10 protein-coding genes are annotated in these 19,688 nt (G+C 47.3%); 6 read left to right on the top strand and 4 right to left on the bottom strand.

The window, feature by feature from the left end; genetic code table 11:
* Positions 1-19 precede the first annotated feature (19 nt).
* Entirely contained in the window at positions 20-2,878 is a 2,859-nt protein-coding gene (locus L3C95_RS09395) for a M1 family aminopeptidase (protein WP_236387065.1), read from the bottom strand.
* Positions 2,879-2,951: 73 nt separating this feature from the next.
* Complete coding sequence (locus L3C95_RS09400) at positions 2,952-4,091, bottom strand: helix-turn-helix domain-containing protein (protein WP_236387066.1); 1,140 nt, start codon at positions 4,089-4,091, stop codon at positions 2,952-2,954.
* 111 nt (positions 4,092-4,202) lie between these two features.
* Between L3C95_RS09400 and L3C95_RS09405 the strand changes: the two genes are divergently transcribed.
* From L3C95_RS09405 to L3C95_RS09425, 5 genes are all read left to right on the top strand, one after another.
* Complete coding sequence (locus L3C95_RS09405) at positions 4,203-4,754, top strand: RNA polymerase sigma-70 factor (RefSeq protein ID WP_236387068.1); 552 nt, start codon at positions 4,203-4,205, stop codon at positions 4,752-4,754.
* Positions 4,755-4,835: 81 nt separating this feature from the next.
* On the top strand, positions 4,836-5,882 hold the full coding sequence (locus L3C95_RS09410; protein WP_236387070.1) for a FecR family protein: 1,047 nt from the start codon (positions 4,836-4,838) through the stop codon (positions 5,880-5,882).
* Between the two features lie 89 nt (positions 5,883-5,971).
* Positions 5,972-9,151, top strand: coding sequence for a SusC/RagA family TonB-linked outer membrane protein (locus L3C95_RS09415; protein WP_236387072.1), 3,180 nt, complete (start codon positions 5,972-5,974; stop codon positions 9,149-9,151).
* Positions 9,152-9,169: 18 nt separating this feature from the next.
* A complete protein-coding gene (locus L3C95_RS09420; RefSeq protein WP_236387074.1) occupies positions 9,170-11,071 on the top strand; it encodes a RagB/SusD family nutrient uptake outer membrane protein in 1,902 nt (633 codons plus the stop codon).
* A gap of 95 nt (positions 11,072-11,166) precedes the next feature.
* Positions 11,167-12,651 carry a family 43 glycosylhydrolase gene (locus L3C95_RS09425; RefSeq protein ID WP_236387076.1) on the top strand — a complete coding sequence of 495 codons (1,485 nt, stop codon included), beginning with the start codon at positions 11,167-11,169 and terminating at the stop codon, positions 12,649-12,651.
* A gap of 142 nt (positions 12,652-12,793) precedes the next feature.
* Here the strand turns inward: L3C95_RS09425 and L3C95_RS09430 are convergent, their stop codons facing one another.
* Positions 12,794-17,683 carry a PKD domain-containing protein gene (locus L3C95_RS09430; RefSeq protein ID WP_236387078.1) on the bottom strand — a complete coding sequence of 1,630 codons (4,890 nt, stop codon included), beginning with the start codon at positions 17,681-17,683 and terminating at the stop codon, positions 12,794-12,796.
* A 381-nt stretch (positions 17,684-18,064) separates the two neighbouring features.
* On the opposite strand from L3C95_RS09430, the gene L3C95_RS09435 reads away from it, so the two are divergent.
* Positions 18,065-19,144: a serine hydrolase domain-containing protein gene (locus tag L3C95_RS09435; RefSeq protein ID WP_236387080.1), complete on the top strand. Its 1,080-nt coding sequence runs from the start codon at positions 18,065-18,067 to the stop codon at positions 19,142-19,144.
* Between the two features lie 6 nt (positions 19,145-19,150).
* Here L3C95_RS09435 and L3C95_RS09440 read toward each other — a convergent pair whose 3' ends face one another.
* The gene (locus tag L3C95_RS09440; RefSeq protein ID WP_236387081.1) at positions 19,151-19,387 is read right to left on the bottom strand and encodes a VF530 family DNA-binding protein; all 237 of its coding nucleotides are present in this window, start codon (positions 19,385-19,387) and stop codon (positions 19,151-19,153) included.
* Between the last annotated feature and the right edge of the window lie 301 nt (positions 19,388-19,688).

A 19,688-nucleotide genomic window follows, 5' to 3' on the forward strand; every position in this document is an offset into this window, starting at 1 on the left:
TCCATCCAGCAAACAAACGTCACACCGCTGCTACCTGTATGTAAAAATGCTCTTCATCCACTTCAAAATCATCTTCCCTCATTTGCTTCAAGGTCATCGTCTGCCAGTCGGTAGTTGGATAAATGAAACCAAACCGGCCCCGGGCAACCGTTACTTTAACCGGCATCCTGAACCCGGGTACGTCTGCCTGCCAACGGTATGTCAGCTGTACATTATTCCCCTTTTCTTTCAGCGATATTTCCAGCTTCGGCAGACTGGTGTATTTCAGATATTGATCAAAGAACCATGTATAATCCCGTCCCGTACGCAGAGAGATGTAATTCACCAACTCATCCGACGACAATGTCTGATAGCGGAAATGCTGCTGTATATCCTTCAATAGCGCAAACCATAAGGTATCGTTATCCACTACAAAGCGGAGCGTGTTCAGCATCAGGCTGCCTTTGGTATACATATCGCCGATATCATAGTGGATATGATTTACATCATATGCCCCCGTTACAGGCTCACTGTTGTTTACCTGCTCCTTCTGCGTATTCAGATACATTGGGCCTATCGTCTTACCCTCGATGCATTCCATCATAAGACTTTCCGCATAGGTGGCAAATGCCTCATGTATCCACATATCGGCAATATCTTTACAGCTGATAGCATTACCCCACCATTCGTGCGCTGATTCATGCCAGAGCAAAGGAACATAATCCAGGCGCATGCCCTCTTTGATCTTCCCGATGCATACACCGCTCTGGTGCTCCATCGGATAGGGACTCTCCAGCAGTGTGAAGCCATCACGTGAAAACGGGTATTTTCCAAAATGTTGTTCAAAACAGGCCAGCATTGGCTTTACCTGCGCAAACATCACTTTCGTACGTTCTACATTATAAGGCATCACATAATAGTCCAGCGTCAGCGTATCACCACCGCTGACATAGGCATCCGTTAAATGAACGTATTTACCGATGCAAAAGGTAGCGTTGTAGTTATTGATAGGATATGTCACCAGCCATTCATATCGTGTCTTATGGGTGCCTACTGGTGTTTTTCGTTGTAAACGGCCATTGGATATCTCAGTGAAGCCGTTGGGTATGGTGATCCAGATACGCATACTGTCCGGTTCATCCGACAAGTGATCTTTATTAGGCCACCATAAGCTGGCGCCGGAGCCCTGGCATACTACCTGTACCCAGGGATTGCCTTCCTCATCTTTGTCCCATAATACACCGCCATGCATGGAGATCTTCAGGTCGGGCACCTGGGGAACACCATCGTAATACACAGTGATCGTTTCTTCACTGCCAGCAGGTAATGTGACCGGGAACCTGACAAATACAGCATCCTCCTCCCGGGTAAACGATAGTGGCTGTCCCCCATACATTATCTTTTCAATGCGCATATTGGCATACAGGTCTATCTGCATCCGGTTGAACGGCTCCACCACTTTAAAACGGATCTTGTTACTCCCCGCTATAGAACGGCTCTCCATGTTGACGTCCACATCCAGATCATAAAAACGAACATCGTAACACGAACGAAGCGGCGATAACGTACCGCGCAGCGTATCCGCCCGGGTAAAGCCGTTCTGGCGATTAGATACATGTATTGCAGAAGGCTGTGCCGTCTCTTTTTGCTGTTTTACTGAGTCGGTGAGCACAGGAAGCAGGATGTTATAGTTTTCCCAGAATGCCGGATCATAGTCATTCCCTACCTCATGGTTCATGGATGACTTGTCGTTACTAACACCATCAGCAAAACGTTGTAAATTATCCTTGCTCACATCAGTAACCAGCAGGTAAAAATCGCCGGTCCATGGTACATCCACCATTCCCCGTTTTTTGCTGTTCAATACGCAATCCCAATGTCGCTGTACAGTACTCAGATAAGTTTTATTGCCATATTTCTTGTAGTTGATCACCAACGTGAGCCTTTTAAAATCGAGGGTTGCTTTTAGCACCTTAGACATGATCGTATAGCCGATACCACCTTTTTCATGGCGGTTCAGGTAATCAACGCCTGCCGGGGTTGTTTCCATCTCACACCTTACCATTGCATGAGAGGCTTCCTCGATGTATATCTTCGCCCGCACCAGTGCTTTGCGGCTGTCTTCTTTAGGCTGCAGTTGCAGCACCAGCAGATTACGGTCGCCTTCCCGGATTGTTTCCTTGTAGTCGCAGATATAATGGCGGAAATTACGTTCATTCAGTATATTATTCTTCGCATCAAGGTATTTCTGTAAGTCTTCGTTCAGGGAGGAGTAAGCCGTATTCGTAACATTACTGATCCAGCTATAGAACTGCGGGTCTTTACTCCAGTCCACCGTCTTTTTACGGCCTTTGATGATGCGGATCTGGTCTTTATGGTCCCGGCTGGTACGATATGTTTTATATATATCCAGTACCGATTCATTGAAATTGACCGTGTCTGCCGCCACACGGATATTTTCTCTGTAAAAAGCGGTCATCCTCACATCGGCTGTATCGTAATTATCCGGTATGCTGTTCAGCATTTGCCGCAGGATGCCAAAACCGTTACGCACGTTTACCGATACTGCCGGGAGCAGGTAAACGGAAGGTTCCATACGGATGTCCATACCCTGCAGGTTGGTTTGAGGCAGGGGGATAGCGATTGTCTTATACCCAATGCAGGAAATCAGCAGGGTGTCCCGCCAGAACTTTTCCGCTATATTAAAAATGAACTCGCCCGCTGTATTGGCCACCGTCCCTATGCTGCCGTTTGCTAACTGGATATTGGCATAAATAACTGGTTGATGACTACCGGCGTCGGTTATCCTGCCGGCGAGCGTGATGAATTTATCCTGGGCAAGAACCCGGTTACCGGCCAACGCCAATAATAACAAACAAAGACGAGCGTAATGTTTCATTTCCTTTTTTCGGGTAAAGCAAGACATTTCAAGGGGTTATATCTACTCAAATCCGGAATTGAATAACATTTCCCTATTCATTTTCCGGTTTTGGCTGCTTTTCCAGGTGCCGGTTCATATACTCCCTGGGCGACATACCTGTATGACTTCGGAAGGCACGTTGGAAAGTGGCCTGCGAGTTAAAACCGGCATCGAAAGCCATGGCCAGGATAGTCAAATTGTCCTGCTGGAGCTGCATATTTTGCTTGAATGCCTCCACCCGGTACCCGTTCACAAACTCATTGAAGCTTTTCTGCAGGTGCTGGTTCAGTACCAACGAAATGGTTTTCTGCGGCAGGCCGGTATGTTTGGATAACATGGCCAGGTTCAACTCAGGGTCCAGGTACAAACGGTCCTGCTCCATCGCTTTCTTCAATAATGGTTCTGCCTCCTCTACCAGCTTTTCTGAGGGAGGCGCCACCACTTTCCTGGCAACCGGTGCTTCCTCGGGCGTCATCAGATAACCTTTTAATCCAAGACAGTAGATTAGAACTACCAGTGGTATATATACCGGGTACCAGTCTACTGTACTCAACACCTTGTCAGTCAGCGATGGGATCACATATGGCACCAGGTAGATAAACCAGATAATCTGAAACACCAGAAATAGACGGATAAACTGCCGCAGCCATTCGCGTTGAGGATCCTTCTCGCTGCTTACCTTAGTGAGATACCTGGCCGATAGCCAGAGATAGACTGTAAGAGAACCCCAGCGGGGAATATCGGCATATACGTTATAATCGTCAATGAACGTGCCTACGGAAGTGGTTGGCGGTACCGAAAAATCCAGCAAAGCAGCTGTAATATATATTACAATACTAAGCTGGGGACCGCAATCTATTATCACCGGTAAAAAATGCATCCGCTGCTTCGGGGTGATCCTGAACGTCGGATCTATCGTACTTTTAACATAGAAGTACAACAGTGGCCCGAGGGGCATAACTATCACCAGCGGAATGAGATCGCCCAGCAGGTTCAGAGTGGGGTTGCTGGTGAACCAGGGGGATTCGGCGAGGTACAGATTAAGACAAGCCAGCGCTATCAGTAGGATGAGTGTACCCAGCAAACGATTGGAACGGGATCGTTTCCGGGAGAAGAAGAGCAGTACGCTCATAATTGCGCCCTGGAGAAAACCCAACAGGATGAGAATGTGGAAAAATTCAGCAAAGGTCATAGCGCGGACGTTTCTGCATTAAAGATAGGGATTATTGAGGCTTGGTATTCCCTTCCCGCATTTGCCACATATTAGTTTAAGTAAAAAGAAATTTGTTTTTATATTTATGGTATGTGCACGTTCAATACGATTTCCGCGTTGAAAGAAGGGGACCCTTCGGTTTTCAGTGACCTATTCCACGAATACAACCGAAAGGTCTATTTCTATGTGCTGTCCAAAACACACTCCCCATATATCGCCGAAGAAACGACACAGATCACCTTTATTAAATTATGGAATTACAGGCAACAACTGGACGAATCTGAACAGATTTCCAGATTGATCTTCCACATTGCCAAAGCTACTTTCATCGATTTGCTCAGAAAAGAAGCCACGAGAGAGCGGTTCCTGCAACAGGAAAAATCTGCAGAAGGAGATACCGGCAATACCTTTCATATAATACAGTCGAAGGAGTTGCTGTTGAGGATCAGGCAGCTGGTGCAGGAGATGCCTCCCATGAGAAGAAAAGTTTTTGAACTGAGCCGGTACGAGTCTAAATCGTATAAAGAGATCGCCGATCAACTCTCCCTGTCTGTTAAAACTGTAGAAAATCATATGTCTCTAGCCCTCAGTCATTTAAAGAAGCTGCTGCTGTTTTTGCTGTTACTCCTGCACCTCAGTTAAAAAATATTTTTCCTGCCATTAGGGGAATACCCTTTTTCAAACGATATAATAATAAAGCTCCCATTATCTTAATTAGAACTGATGCAAAGGGAATTGATCGACAAATATTTCAGGAATGAATGCTCTGAGGAGGAAAGGAAGCTCGTACTGGAATATTTTCGTGATCATCCCGAAGAATGGAATAAGTACGCAAACGATGAAGACTGGGACAATTTTGAAACCAATGAAGAGCTGGATCCACGTTTAGCAGATAAGCTGTACAGAAAGGTAAGCGAACAAACTTTTAAAAAGCCTGGCAGAACAAGGGTGTACTGGGCGGCAGCCGCGATCTCAACCGCTGTAATAATAGGGGCGGTCTGGAGCTATTTTGCAGTCCGGAACACATACATGGCCACGAACGGAACTACTATAGAAGCGTCAGGACGGTTCACAGAAAAGAGGAACGATTCAGATACGTTGCTGCGTTTCTCACTGGACGATGGCTCTATCGTTGTCTTATCGCCTCATAGCAGCATCCGGTATCATGCAGCTTTTTTATCAGGTGAAAGCAGAACCGTTCATCTTCTGGGAAAAGCGTTATTCCAGGCAAATGCCGACAGAAACAGGCCGTTTATTGTATATGCCGACAGACTGGCCACTACTGTACTTGGAACTTCCTTCACCATAGAATCATTTGCGGAAAGTACTGCCATAAAAGTAAAACTGCATAGTGGTAAAATACAGGTAGCAGCTGCCAACACAGTCCGGGAGAAATGGAATGGTAAAGAAATCCTGAAACCGGGTGATGAATTCATCTATGATAAAACGACCATGCTGGCAAGCGTCAAACGTTACACGCCGGCAGAGAAAATGGTAAAGGCAGGACCTGCTGATCATAAAGACCGGAATGTGCGCAGGCCCGACTCTTACACATTCGACATCTCACCATTGTCCGATGTGTTCGATCAGCTGAGCGTTTATTATCAGGTAGACATCTATTATTACCCTTCCGATATCCAGAACAAATACTTTTCCGGAAGGATGCGTAAAACAGACAGCTTAGAAACTATTCTGAACGATATAGCGGTATTAAACCAACTTAAGATTGAAAAAAAACAGGAACACTACATTGTAAGTAAGAAAGATTAGCAGAAATATGATAAAATGAAAACCACGAGCATCGTTGAGCCTATCAACGAGCGGACCTTTTTTGTCTAACGTAATACAGTAGATACAAAATGAAAAAATGGAATTCCACGTGCATGCTGCTTTGCATAGCAGCCCTCTACAGCTTTGTCCCATTGTTACTACAGGCTCAGCCAGGTCAGGGCCGCTCAGATATCTCGGGCATTGTAAAAAGCGAGAGAACAGGAGAAGCGCTTTGGGGAGTAAGCGTTACAGTTAAAAATGCAGCAAACAATTTCACTGCCTCCGTGCAGACTGATAGCCTCGGCCTTTTTACCTTCAGCAGATTGCCGGCAGGTCACGGATATACATTCTCCTTTTCATATATCGGATACGAACCACAAATCCTTTCCGGCTATCATCTGAAAGCCGGCGCCGACTTCTCCATCAGGGTTGACCTGAGAAACGCAGACCAGCGGATCAATGAGGTCGTAGTGGTAGGATACGGCTCTATGCAGAAAAAAGACCTGACGGGTGCTATCAGCCAGCTAAAAACCGCCAGACTGGAAAAGGAAAGCCCACGCTCCATACAGGACCTGCTGCGTAGCGGTGTGCCCGGCTTATACGTCGGACAAAACACCTCCGCGAAAGGAGGAGGGGATATGCTGGTAAGAGGGCAGCGATCGTTAAAAGCAAGTAACGATCCACTCATTGTGCTGGATGGTGTGATCTTCTTCGGTGAACTATCCGAGATCAACCCACAGGACATAGCGCATTTTGATATCCTGAAAGACGCCTCTTCTGCAGCTATCTATGGCGCGAAATCTGCCAATGGTGTGATCATCATCACCACGAAAAAAGGTGCTTCCGACAAGCCCACCATTCGCTTTGACGCCAATACCGGTATTGCCACATCCGGCAAAACACGTAAAGTGTATGATGCAGACGGATACCTGCAGTACCGTTCAGACCTGTTCAACAGTACCACCAGGTGGGCCACTCCGGCAAAATACGTCAAACCCACACCCGAAAACCTTTCCAGATACGGTATTACAATGGAGGACTGGCTCGCATACGACGCACTTACAGGTACGCCCGATGAGATATGGTTACTTCGTATCGGCCTGTTCGATAAAGAACGTGCCAACTATGCAAGAGGAAGGACCTATGACTGGTTTGATGGCTCCTTTCAAAATGGACTACAGCAGAATTATAACGTAAGCTTTTCAGGAAGGAACAAGGATGCACTCAATTATTACATCTCAATGGGATACCTGAACAATGAAGGTATTGTGGTGGGCGATAAATACCGTGCCTACAGGTCTAACATCAAGGTGGACGGGAAGGTTAACAAATGGATGCATACAGGTGTGAACATCAATTTCCAGGACCGCTCTGATGGCAACCTCGCTGTAGACTGGGGCGGACAGATCATCAACAACTCACCATTTGCCACACCGCTGGATTCAAACGGCATTCTCGATGGACAACCAATGGGCGCCAGTGTAAACCAGGGCATCAACTCAGCTTATGGCAATCAGTTCAAGACACTGGAAAAAGGATACACAGTATTGAACACGACCATCTATCAGACTATCAAGCTTCCTTTCCATATTACGTATCAGCTGAACTTTTCTCCAAGAATGCAATGGTTCTATAACAGATACCATGAATCGTCAAAGAACCCTTTATGGTCTGACAACGGAAAAGTGATCAGAGAAAATACGAAGAACTTCGACTGGCAGATAGACAATATCATTTCGTGGGACTACAGTTTTGCCCAAAAACATCAGGTGAAAGTTACACTGCTGCAGAATGCAGAAGAACACAAATCCTGGAATGAAAGCATTACTGCAAGAGACTTTTCTCCCACAGATGCGCTCGGATTTCATAACATCGGAGCGGCCAATCCTTTAAAGACCACCATCAGCAGTAACGATCAGCGAAGCACCGGAGATGCTTTGATGGCCCGCTTATTCTATTCATACGATAACCGTTATCTGCTTACAGCATCTGTACGCAGAGATGGCTACTCCGCATTCGGCGCCTCCAATCCCAGAGCAACCTTTCCCGCACTGGCATTTGCATGGAACTTCGCCAATGAACGTTTCTTCCACTGGTCGCCCATGAATACCGGCAAACTGCGCTTGTCATGGGGTATGAACGGCAACCGTTCCATCGGCATCTATCAGGCGCTGTCTAACCTTACTACCGGCTCGGGCAGGTACGCATACGTACAAAACAATGGCACTGTGTACGAATTGTCCCAGCTCTATGTAGATCGTATGGCCAACTATGGCCTCAAATGGGAGGCCACTTCATCATGGAATATAGGCCTGGACTTCGGCTTCTTCAACAACAGGATCACCGGTAATATGGAAATCTACTACATGCCTACTACAGATCTGCTGATGGACCAGTCCCTGCCCGACTTTACCGGCTTCAGTACCGTTACCACCAATCTTGGGGAAGTGGTGAACAAGGGCTTTGAACTGGGCATTACCGCGCAGACTATGAGGCGCAGGAATATTGAATGGACCACCACCTTTGGTTTCTTCTTTAACAGGAACAGCGTAAGGCATCTTTATTATACCTATGAAGATGTGCTTGATCAGGATGGTAAAATTGTAGGCTCCAGGGAAATTGATGATATTTCTAACGGATGGTTCATCGGTCACGACATAGCCTCTATCTGGACTTATAACGTACAGGGCATCTGGCAGGAGAAGGACAGAGACCAGGCGGCAAAATATGGCGAGATCCCCGGCGATGTGAAAGTAGAAGATGTAAACGGAGATGGAAAATACACGAACGAAGACAAAAGGTTCATGGGTTCTACCACACCGCGTTTCCGTTTCACATTAAGAAATGACTTTGCATTGTTCCGGAATATCGACTTTTCTTTCAACATCTATTCTAACTGGGGGCACAAGGCAACCTCCACTGACTACCTGAATAATTTTGGTTCCCAGACCGACAGGAACAATTCCTATGTCAGGGAATACTGGACACCCGAAAATCCTTCCAACACCTTCGCAAGGCTGAATTCCACGAATGTGCAGAATGTTACACCCCCACGTGTAATTGATAAAACGTATGTCCGTCTCGATAACGTTTCCATATCTTATTCACTGCCGGCCCGTATTGCCAGGAAAGCCGATATGACGCAGGTGAAGGTCTATGCAGGCGTGCGCAATGTTGCCGTATGGGCGAAAGACTGGGAGTACTGGGACCCTGAGACGACTTCACTGATGCCCAGATATTATACCATGGGAATTACCGCCTCATTTTAATGTTTAAACAGAACTGATATGAAGATCTCTATAAATAATGCTGCAAAGATGATCCTGTTGGGATGGACGATACTTTTACCACTCAGCTGTTCAAAGAATTTTCTCGAGCCTGATCCGCTGTCGTTCTACGAACCCACCATCACCTTTACCTCGAAGGAAGGCTTACAGGCAGCCATTACCAGTTGTAACAGGAACCTTACTTATGTATGGACAGGTGAGGGCGCGCCTTTACTCACAGATCTGCTGTTTTCAGATGTAGCGGTAGACGGTACTACCGATAAATCTGGCCCTGCACAAGACCTGAATGCCATGATCACGCCGACATCAAACAATAACGATGTCAATACCAATAAGATCAACTGGTTCTGGTTCGAGGGGTATAAAGGGATCAAATATGCGAACACCATCATCTCCAATCTTCCCCGTGTGGAAGGCCTGGATACTACGCTACGCAACCAGATGATGGGCATGGCCTACTTTCATCGTACATTCCGTTACATGTGGCTGATCTTTGATTTTGGTGATGTACCACTGCTCACAAAAGAGATCACTACGCCTAAGTTCAATTTTCGTTCTACGAAAAGAGGTGTGATCCTCCAAAAACTGGTAGCTGACATGGAGTTTGCTGTACAACATGTACCTGCTATTGCAGATTTCGGAATGGTGAACAAAGGCGCCTGCCAGCAATTACTCATAAAATGTTACCTGGCAGCAGGTGAGTTTGATAAGGCTATAACGGTAGCCAATGATCTTATTAATAATTCTGGTCGTTCATTGATGTGGGATCCCTTTGGCGCCTTCGTAAATCCTATGCCGGCCATACACAACATCACACGCAACGTGATCTGGGACCTGCATCGCGCGCAAAATAAATCCATCGCTACCAACAGGGAAACCATCTTCAATATCATCAGCCGGGAAGACTTTGTAAACAGCCGGCAGAATATGGTTACAATGCGGAATGCGCTTCCTTTTTATTCCGGCACAGGCAATCAGCTGATCAGCACTCCCTCCGGCAAGCCTGGTATGAGCACCAGTTATAACCTTACAAAAGACAAAATAGATCTGCGTAAAACCTACGGCAGGGGCATTGCCAAAACAAGGCCCACCTGGTACAGCAGCGATGCCATATGGGACGATACCAGCGATCTTCGCCATAGCACCAGCACCGGCAACTGGATGCGCATGCAGGACATGGTGTACAACAACCCCTCTTTGCTAAACAATGGTGATCAGTATTACGGGCAACATCTTCAGAAATATAATGCCGCCGGCAAGCTACTCGTCAATGATACTATCAGAACATGGTTTGACTGGCCGCACTATAAGCTCTGGGTGGAAACGCCCAGAAGTGAAACGGTCGACAACTACGACGGAGGGGCCAGCGACTGGTACATATACCGTTTGGCAGAAACTTACCTCTTGCGGGCGGAAGCCAATTTCTGGAAAGGCAACCTGGCAGCTGCCGCTGAAGACGTGAACACCATTCGCCGTCGCGCACACTGTACCCTCATGTATACCGCCGATAGAATAAACATTGGCGTTATCCTCGATGAAAGGGCCCGCGAGCTGTATTATGAAGAAATGCGCCATGTGGAGCTCAGTCGCATCTCTTACATTTTTGCACGTACACACACGACCGACGAGTTCGGGAAAACTTACGAAGAAGACAATCTTTCCCGAAGCAGTTACTGGTATGAAAGAGTGAACCGGTATAATAACTTTTACAATAAAGGCGTAAAGACAGTGTACGGTACTGAATTTACAGTAAGCCCTTATCATCTTCTATGGCCTGTGCCGCAGTCTGATATTGACGCCAACAGAAATGGACGTCTGAACCAGAATTTTGGTTATTCAGGTTATGAAGCGAATGAGCCCCCAATAGATAATCTGGAGGAAGCTATAGCTGCCCAGGATTAGATCAGCCTTTTTATGCTATAAAAAGCGCCTTCGGAAGTTAGCTGTCTGCAAGGCGCTTTAAATAATATTTCTTAATAGTTAATCCTTCAATCCCCATGAAAACAAACATTGCCTATTTGCTTGGCTTTTTATGCCTTGCTCTTTGTTCTGCCTGTAAAAAGACCTGTGAGGAACACCCCATACCTCATGCGGCAGATTTTATCGTTGAAAATACGTTCACGAATCCGCTGATACCTCGCGGTGCTGACCCCTGGGTCACGCAGAAGAATGGCGTCTACTATTTCACGTATACGCAAGGCAGCAAACTGGTACTGTTCCAGACAAAAGCTTTATCGGAACTGGCATTAGCGCCACAGCACGACGCGTGGATCCCTGACCCCGAAGGACCTTATTCAAAAAACATCTGGGCGCCGGAGCTGCATGAAATAGACAATAAGTGGTACATCTATTTTGCCGCAGATAATGGAACTAATGCGAATCATCGCATGTATGTGGTGGAGAACAGTTCACCAGATCCCATGCAGGGAGAATGGGTATTGAAAGGGAAAGTCAGCGACCCTTCCAATCAATGGGCGATAGACGGAACCGTATTCAAACACCAGGGGCAAATGTACATGTTGTGGTCCGGCGGTAATGCGGGCGCTGCTCCACAGCATATCTGCATCGCCAAAATGAGCAATCCCTGGACGATCGAAAGTGAAAAAGTGATCATCTCCAGTCCTACCTATCCCTGGGAAATGAACGGAAGTGCCATTAATGAAGGTCCCCAGGTGCTGATCAACCCGAACGGACAGGTGTTGGTAGTGTATTCTGCCAGCGGCTATTGGGTAGATACGTATTGCCTGGGATTACTAAGCCTTAAGGTAAACGGTGACCCTATGAATCCGGCGGATTGGACGAAGACGCAGCAACCCGTCTTTTCCATGCTGGCAGAGAGCGGGGCTTATGGAACCGGTCACAATGGGTTTTTCAAATCACCGGATGGTACGGAAGACTGGATCATCTATCATGCGCGTAATGCACCCGGAGGCGGGGGGCGTAACGCACGCATGCAGAAATTTACCTGGAAAGCAGACGGCTCGCCCGATTTTGGTGTACCAGCCAAGATCGGTTATCCACTGGAAAAGCCCGCTGGTGAACCTATCCGGAAAATTTACAGAACGGACGATTGGTCTATTGCTGGTTACAGCTCAGAAGAACTTGTCAATGACCGCTTAGCCATACGAGCGATAGATAATAATGAATCTACGTTCTGGATAGCACGTTATTCCACTTCGCCAACAAACTATCCTGACCATTGGCTCACGGTAGACATGGGTCGTAGTTTACCCGTAGATGGTTTCACCTTTGTTCAGAAAAGCGGCGACCGGAAAATAAAAGAGCTGGAGCTCCTTGTGGGTAACGACAACCAGACCTGGGAAAGCCTTGGTATCGTCAAGTTGCTTGATCTCAACCCTAACAGGCAATATTTCAATCTTCCCGGCAGGAAGAACTTCAGATATTTTAAGCTGGTACCTGTATCTGGTTATGATGCGCAGCTTCAGCCTGGATTGGCAGAAGTAGGAACCTTTATCCGTTAAATAGCAAAACGCCGGAGCTCATATCTCCGGCGTTTTCGTCATATATCAATTCCATTGTTTATCTCCCAGACAGTTTGCTACCCACGCCTGCCGACGTTATAGCCGCTGCTCGTAGCAATACTAAGCATACAACGTCCAACACCTACCTCACTATCGTCACCGTACCGCTCAGTATAAACTTTTGTCCTTCCTCACACATCGTCTCGATCGCATATACATAGGTCCCTATCGGCGCTATCCGGCCCTTCCATGTTCCATTCCAGCCTGCAGTAGCAGTATTGATCTGGAAACGCATTCTTTCATACACCAGGGTGCCCCATCTGTCATATACGCGCATTGATATGACTTCTTTTACGCCATATCCTTTCGGATAGAACCATTCATTCTGCCCGTCTCCGTTTGGCGAAAAGGCTGTTGGGAGGAATATAGCATCCTTGTTGCAGCCTATCTTCAGGTGAAACTCGTCAGTGGCTTTACATCCGTAATTATTCTCTACTTCCACTTTATATGTGGTAGAAAGGTTAGGCAGCGCTTCCGGCGTCTGACAGGTGGTACAATTCAGGGCCTCTGGCGGACTCCAGGTCCATTTCACAATATCGGGACTACCCTGTGTACGGAGGGTGATGAGCTTTCCTGCCGTAACTGTCCGGTCAGGCCCGGCGTCAATCGTTGGAGCTGGATTTACCGTTAACACCAGCGAGGTGTCATGTGTAAAGCAGCCTTCATCATCGTAACCAGTTACCTGGTAAGTGTAAGTGCCCGCTGCGCCGGTAGTGATATTAGGAGCAGGACTGTTAACATCATCCAGTCCCGGCCCTTCCCATACATAGCGGTCTGCGCCCGATACCCGTAAGGCCATTGTTTGGCCGGGGCATACTGCTGTATCTGGTGTGGCCTGTATCCTGAACGGTTGTGCTACCGTAATACTTACATCGCCTGTGTCGCGGCAGCCGTTGGCATCTGTCACCGCAACCTGGTAGGTCGTGCTGACAGTAGGCGTAGCAAGGGGAGATGATGTATTCGGATTGCTGAGGCCTTCGGCTGGCGACCATTGATAAGTGATACCACCGCTTGCACTCAGTGTAGTGCTGGCGCCCAGACATACAACATCAGCGCCGGCACTTGCGTTGGCTTCGGGTTTAGGTACTATATTGATACTGTGATATGCCGTGTCGATACAGCCATCCCTGCTGGTAGTGAGCAGCAGCACCTCTGCGGGGCCCGTCTTGCTGTATGTCTGATCAGCAGGTTGCTTTACATCGGCGGAGTTGCCGTTGCCGAAGGTCCAGTTCCAGATCACATCGGTGGACTTCGTCACATTGCCGCTGAAGCTTACCGGCGCATCCTGACAGGCTTGCGCAGGACCGCTGATAGTCGCTTCCGGTTTAGGATATACTGTAATCGTCTCACTCACCGTCTCTGTACAGCCGTAAGCTGTCGTAGTTGTAAGCGTGAAGGTATAGTCCTGTGTTTTATTCACGAAGAAACGCGGAGTGGCGGAAGTGTCATTTTCAGCCACAACACCTGCCTCATAAGTCCATCTATATTTCGCCGGTTTTTTCAGCTCGTCAATAGAGAAGCTGTTGAATGTCGGCGCAAAAGAAATCCAGCCTTCATCGCATACAAATTTCGGCGATGCTGTCATCTCCACTTCCAGATTGTCTATCACGATCGGATCGGCGAGGAAGGCAGTTCCTTTACAACCTGCCTGATCGGATAGTATAAGCCGTGGTTTATAGATGCCCGGATTTTTGAAGATATGTTTAGTGATGGAATCGCTCGTCTCTTCAACAATACCGTCTGTGAAGTCCCATGCGAAGTTAACTGCCGAGATAGCGGAGACTTTAAACTCGATCTCTTTTGTCATACAGCCGCCATTGGACGATGTGGTGATCGTGCCGGTAGGGCCCTTTACCTCTACTACCTGCTCATATGTGTCTTGATTGCCGTCTTCCCCTGTCACTTTCAGTTTCACTTTATACTTCCCGGCATACGTGTACGTATGAGAAGGGCTGCTGAGGGTGGAGAAGCTGCTGTCGCCAAAATCCCAATAGGAACTGGTGTGGTTGACGGAGGTATTGGTGAACCTGGCAATTACCGGCGGACATTCACTATTATTTACAAAGGATGTAGTAAAAGTAAAGCCGGCGCTGACGGTAGACACCTTGATCTCTTTTTGGGCAGTGTCTGAACACCCATTGTTATCTCTTACGGTCAGCGTTACCGTGTACACACCCTTTCTGGGATAGGTCTTTGTCGGGCTCTTTTCCGCAGAGGTGGTATTGTCTCCGAAGTTCCAGTGATAGGTAGGTGTACCACCGGTTGTAGTTGTATAATTATTGAATTGTACACTGCCGCCGGGTGGTATCAGTGACTTGCTCGGTGCGAAGTCTGCGTTAGGGCCATTCACCTGTACCCTCGGTCCGGAGGCGGTGTTGCTACAGCCGTTCTGGTCCGTAACGGTCAGCTTCGGATAGAAATAACCAGACTTGCTATACGTGTATCTGAAAGGAGGGGTAGTAAATACCTTCGGATCGCTGCCATCGCCAAAATCCCATGACCAGGTCTTTATCGGCTTGCCTTTGGAAACATCTGTCTTGTCGGTAAACGTAAGCGCTGTACCGCGGCATTCGGGACCAGGAACAAGGAACTTAGCCACCGGCCCATGTACGTTCACCACCACCTTATTGCTGGTATCAGGACAGCCCTGCAGGTTGTATGCTACGAAGCGGATGGTGTCAGCACCTGGTTGCAGGTTCGTGAAAGTCGCGTTCCGGTAATCGTCGGTGTCCACGCTGGCAGGAGTGCCGTCTGACGAGATCCACTTATAGGACCAGACATTCAGGCCATAGATATCTTTGTTAATAGCCGTCACCCTGGCTTTAACTGTATCGCTGCCACACAGCGTTGTTCTGTCTGTGGTGATGGTAATAGGAGAGGGCGCATATACCTTGACTTCCATAGAGTCGGAGGTGGTACATGTGCCATCTGTGACTGTCAGCTTCACTTTGTAGGTGCCGGTCCTGGCATACTTATGCGTAATGGTGCTTGTTTTAGTAGTGTATGCGTCTGCCGTTCCATCGCCCCAGCTCCATTTCCAGCTGGTGATATTGCCGGTCGATCTGTCGTCAAAACGCATCTCTGTTCTGTTATTACAGTCGACGGGCCGCATGCTGAAGCGCGGAAAAGGATTCACGGCGGTGATGTAGGCTATCTTCGTCACTCTTTCGCTGGCGCAGGTATAATTTGAAACAGACAGCGACACTGTATAGGTACCAGGGTTCTTATAACTATGTGTGGTGGCTTTTGTGCTGCCTGAACTACCTGTATTATCGCCAAAATCCCATGTCCATTTATTGCCCACATCTGTAGTTGCAATAAAATTTACTGTGTTGTTGCCACAGATCTGAGGTGCCTGCGGAGAGAAAAAGTCGGGCTTGGGTTGCTTATAAACGCGGATAGCATTATCTGCAGCGAGGCTTACAGTTCCTTTACAGCCATTTCTCGTTGTATAGTTAAGCGTCACCGTGTAGGTACCGTCATTGTTGAATGTATGTGTTGGAATGGCGTCCGTCGATTTGGGGCTGCCATCGCCGAAGTCCCACTCATAAGTGATGATCGAATCGCCCGGAGTGATGTAGCTGGTGAACCTGGTAGCTATCCCCTCGCAACCTGACGGTACGCTGGCGTTGATATCTACGCGCGGTTTAATCAGGTTGATGGTGTGTTCTGCTATATCTGAGCAACCAGCAGCACTGGTGGCGGTGAGTCTGATGTTAAAAGTGCCGAAGCTGCCGTAGTTAACGGTGGGATTTTGTTCGGTGGATGATTGTCCATTGCCAAAACCCCAGCTCCAGCTGGTGGCGCCCTGCGATTGATTGGTCAGGTTCACGGTAACGGGCGCCTGACAGATCGGTTTTATGTCAGCTACGAATTCCGCAGTAGGAACAGGCATTACCGCGAGCTCTTTGGTCACTGTTTCCCGGCATTTGCCATAATAGGCCGTCATAGTAACTCTTACCGTACCGGTACCCGCCGGACGATAAACAGCATTAGCGCCGCTTGGAGTAAGGGTACCTTTATCAACACTCCAGTTAACACTATCAGCCTGTGGTGTATTAAGCGCTTTGAACGTTGCGGAACTGTTTTCACAGACATTGGCAGGCAACTCAAAATCTGATTTAAAAGCAGCTACTTTGATGTCTGCGGATGTGCTGGTAGCAGTACATCCTTTATCACTGGTAACAGTAAGCTTTATCTTGTAGACGCCGTTACTGGTATAAGTATGCGCACCGGGCGTTGGTCCGGCAGCTGTACCGCCATCGCCAAAATCCCATTGGTAGGAAAGATTGCCCGGGCCGGTGGTAGTGTTCTTAACGGTCACTGCACCGGGAACAGTACACAGCAAAGTATCAGACACGGTAAAACCGGCCTTTAGTGCTGCTGCTACTTCTACAATTTTACTGACCCGTTTGGATGCCGTACACCCGTTACTATTAGTAATAGTAAGGGTGACAGTGGGTGTTAATACATCTTTATATGTATGCACGGGATTGCTGGCCGAGCTGATAACGCCATCTCCAAAGTCCCAGCTGTAATCAGTGATAGTTCCATCTACGGGGTTTGACTGATCCTTGAACGTGACAGTCAGCGGCATACAGCCACTGGCAGGACTGGCGGTAAAATCCGGCTGCGGATTGGCCCATACGGTAACCGTCTTCGTTACAGCATTGGTGGCTCCTGCAGCATCTTTTACTGTCAGCGTTACTGAATAAGTGCCAGGAGAAGTGTAGGCCGCGCTGGGACTTTTCTCTATAGAGGTGAAGCCGTTGCCCAGGTCCCACTTCCAGGAGACAGGGTTACCGGTAGAGTTGTCGGTGAATTGTGTGATAAGACTTTCGCAGTCGCTCGTCTTACTTGGAGTGAAATCTGCCTTTAATTGTCCATAAGCAACACTACTTAACAGGAGTATGCTCCAGAATATAGCGCATGCGAAGGCATTGCCTAAAGTGGTTTTGGTTTTTAGGGGCATAGTATATGGTTCGGATATGAATTTAATCAAATTATACGGCAATGATTATACCATGCAAGTGTTACATTACTAAGGAGTTGAGAGCAGTAGTTTAACGGTTGAGCATGTTGTGAACGTTATCGGATTGATTCCGTGAATGCAAGAGATAACGTTTATTATCATATTGTTTTTTATTGTAGAGTCTTTATACAAAATTTTTTTTAATTTCTCTCAAAAATGAGTGATATATTACCTCAGAGTCTGCCATTAGTCTGTACCGTAACGGCCCCAACGTTTTTTATGACTGGCAATTGGAATAGTTAAAATCTTCCGTTATTTACATGGATTTATCGGAAGTGCTACCAGTACCCAAACAAATTCAATAATACTAATCCCATGTATATGAAATCGCCCAAAGATGTTCTGCCCGTACTTCAGCGTGTAACTATTATTGTCATCCTGTTTTTCTTTTCTGCAAACCTTTATGCCCAAAAGGAGCCGATCGATACATTTATCGAAAATACCATGGCGAGGCAACGTATCGTTGGCCTGGCGGTAGGCGTCATAAAAGATGGAAAAGTTATTAAAGTCAAAGGGTACGGGGTTTCAAATCTTGAACTTAATATTCCTGTTACAACTACGACCGTATTTAAACTGGGCTCTGTAAGCAAACACATGATCGCGGTGACCGTCATGAAATTAATACAGGAAGGTAAACTGAAACTGGATGATCCGGTAACAAAGTTTTATCCGGATGCACCATCGCATTGGGCTAAAATCACTATCCGGCATTTGTTAAATCATACTTCGGGACTGATAAGAGAATCACCTGCTTTCGATGCCATGGCGACGCAACCGGATTCTTTTATTATCAGAGCCGCCTATAAGGATAGCCTGGTGTTTCCGACCGGAACCAAATTTCAGTACTGCAATCTGGGGTATTTTATGCTGGCAGATATTATCAGGCAAATCGATGCACGGGATTTTGCTACGTACATGAAGAAAGAGATATTCGAAAAGAATGGCTTACTTGCAACACGCACCACGTCACTTACAGACATTGTTAATGGCCGGGCCGGGGGCTATACCCGCCTTGGTGGAGATACAATTGTCAACGCTTTGAATTATGTTGCTTTACGGCCTAGTGGGGCGTTCCTGTCAACTATTGAGGATATGATGAAATGGGAGCTATTGATACAGCAGGGGAAGATTGTACCACAGGATAAGTGGCAGGAGATGTGGCAGGATCTTTCAAAGATTAATCCTGCTGATACGAGCAGCTCCGCTGTTTATTATGGATATGGATGGTATGTTACCAACTATAAAAACAGGAAGGCCGTTTATCATGGTGGTGTGTTGCCAGGTTTCCGGGCGATGTATTACAGGTTTCCGGAAGAGCGTTCTGCCATTGTTGTGTTGACGAATTCAGATCCGACTAATGCATTGGTGATAGCGCAGGGAGTGGCTGATCTTCTGTTGTAGATCCGTCTATTTCAACTTTCCTGTCCGCAGGGCCTCTTTATAGAACTCTTCTACTTTCGTTCTTGCCCAGGGTGTTTTGCGCAGGAATTTTAAGCTGGATTGTATGGATGGGTTGCTGATGAAGCAATTGATCCTGATCTGGTAGCCTAGCTCATCCCATCCGTAGCTATCTACGAGTTGCGTGATGATCTTTTCAAGTGTTACTCCGTGTAAGGGATCTTTGGATGTATTCCCTGTTGTCATATGTTGCTGTTTGCAGGGCAAAGATACATTTTTAGGCTAAGTAGCTGCGGGGTTCAGTAGGGGATGTCAGTAGTGTCTGTCGGATCTTGCTGTTTGGAAGACCAAGATGCAGTTTACGCTAAGTAGCTCCGGTTCCAGTGTGGGATGTCGGTAGCGTTTGTCATGATGTTGATACATTTTTATGCTAAGTAGCTCCGGTTCCAGTATGGGATGTCGGTCGGCGCCTCTCTGGATGGCGATTAGGCTTTGTCAAGCGAATAGGATGTTGAATATCTATTGAATAGCACCTGTCGTGTCGCCG

It is taken from the genome of Chitinophaga filiformis (genome assembly GCF_021646545.1).
In the GTDB taxonomy this organism is placed as follows: Bacteria; Bacteroidota; Bacteroidia; order Chitinophagales; family Chitinophagaceae; genus Chitinophaga; species Chitinophaga filiformis_A.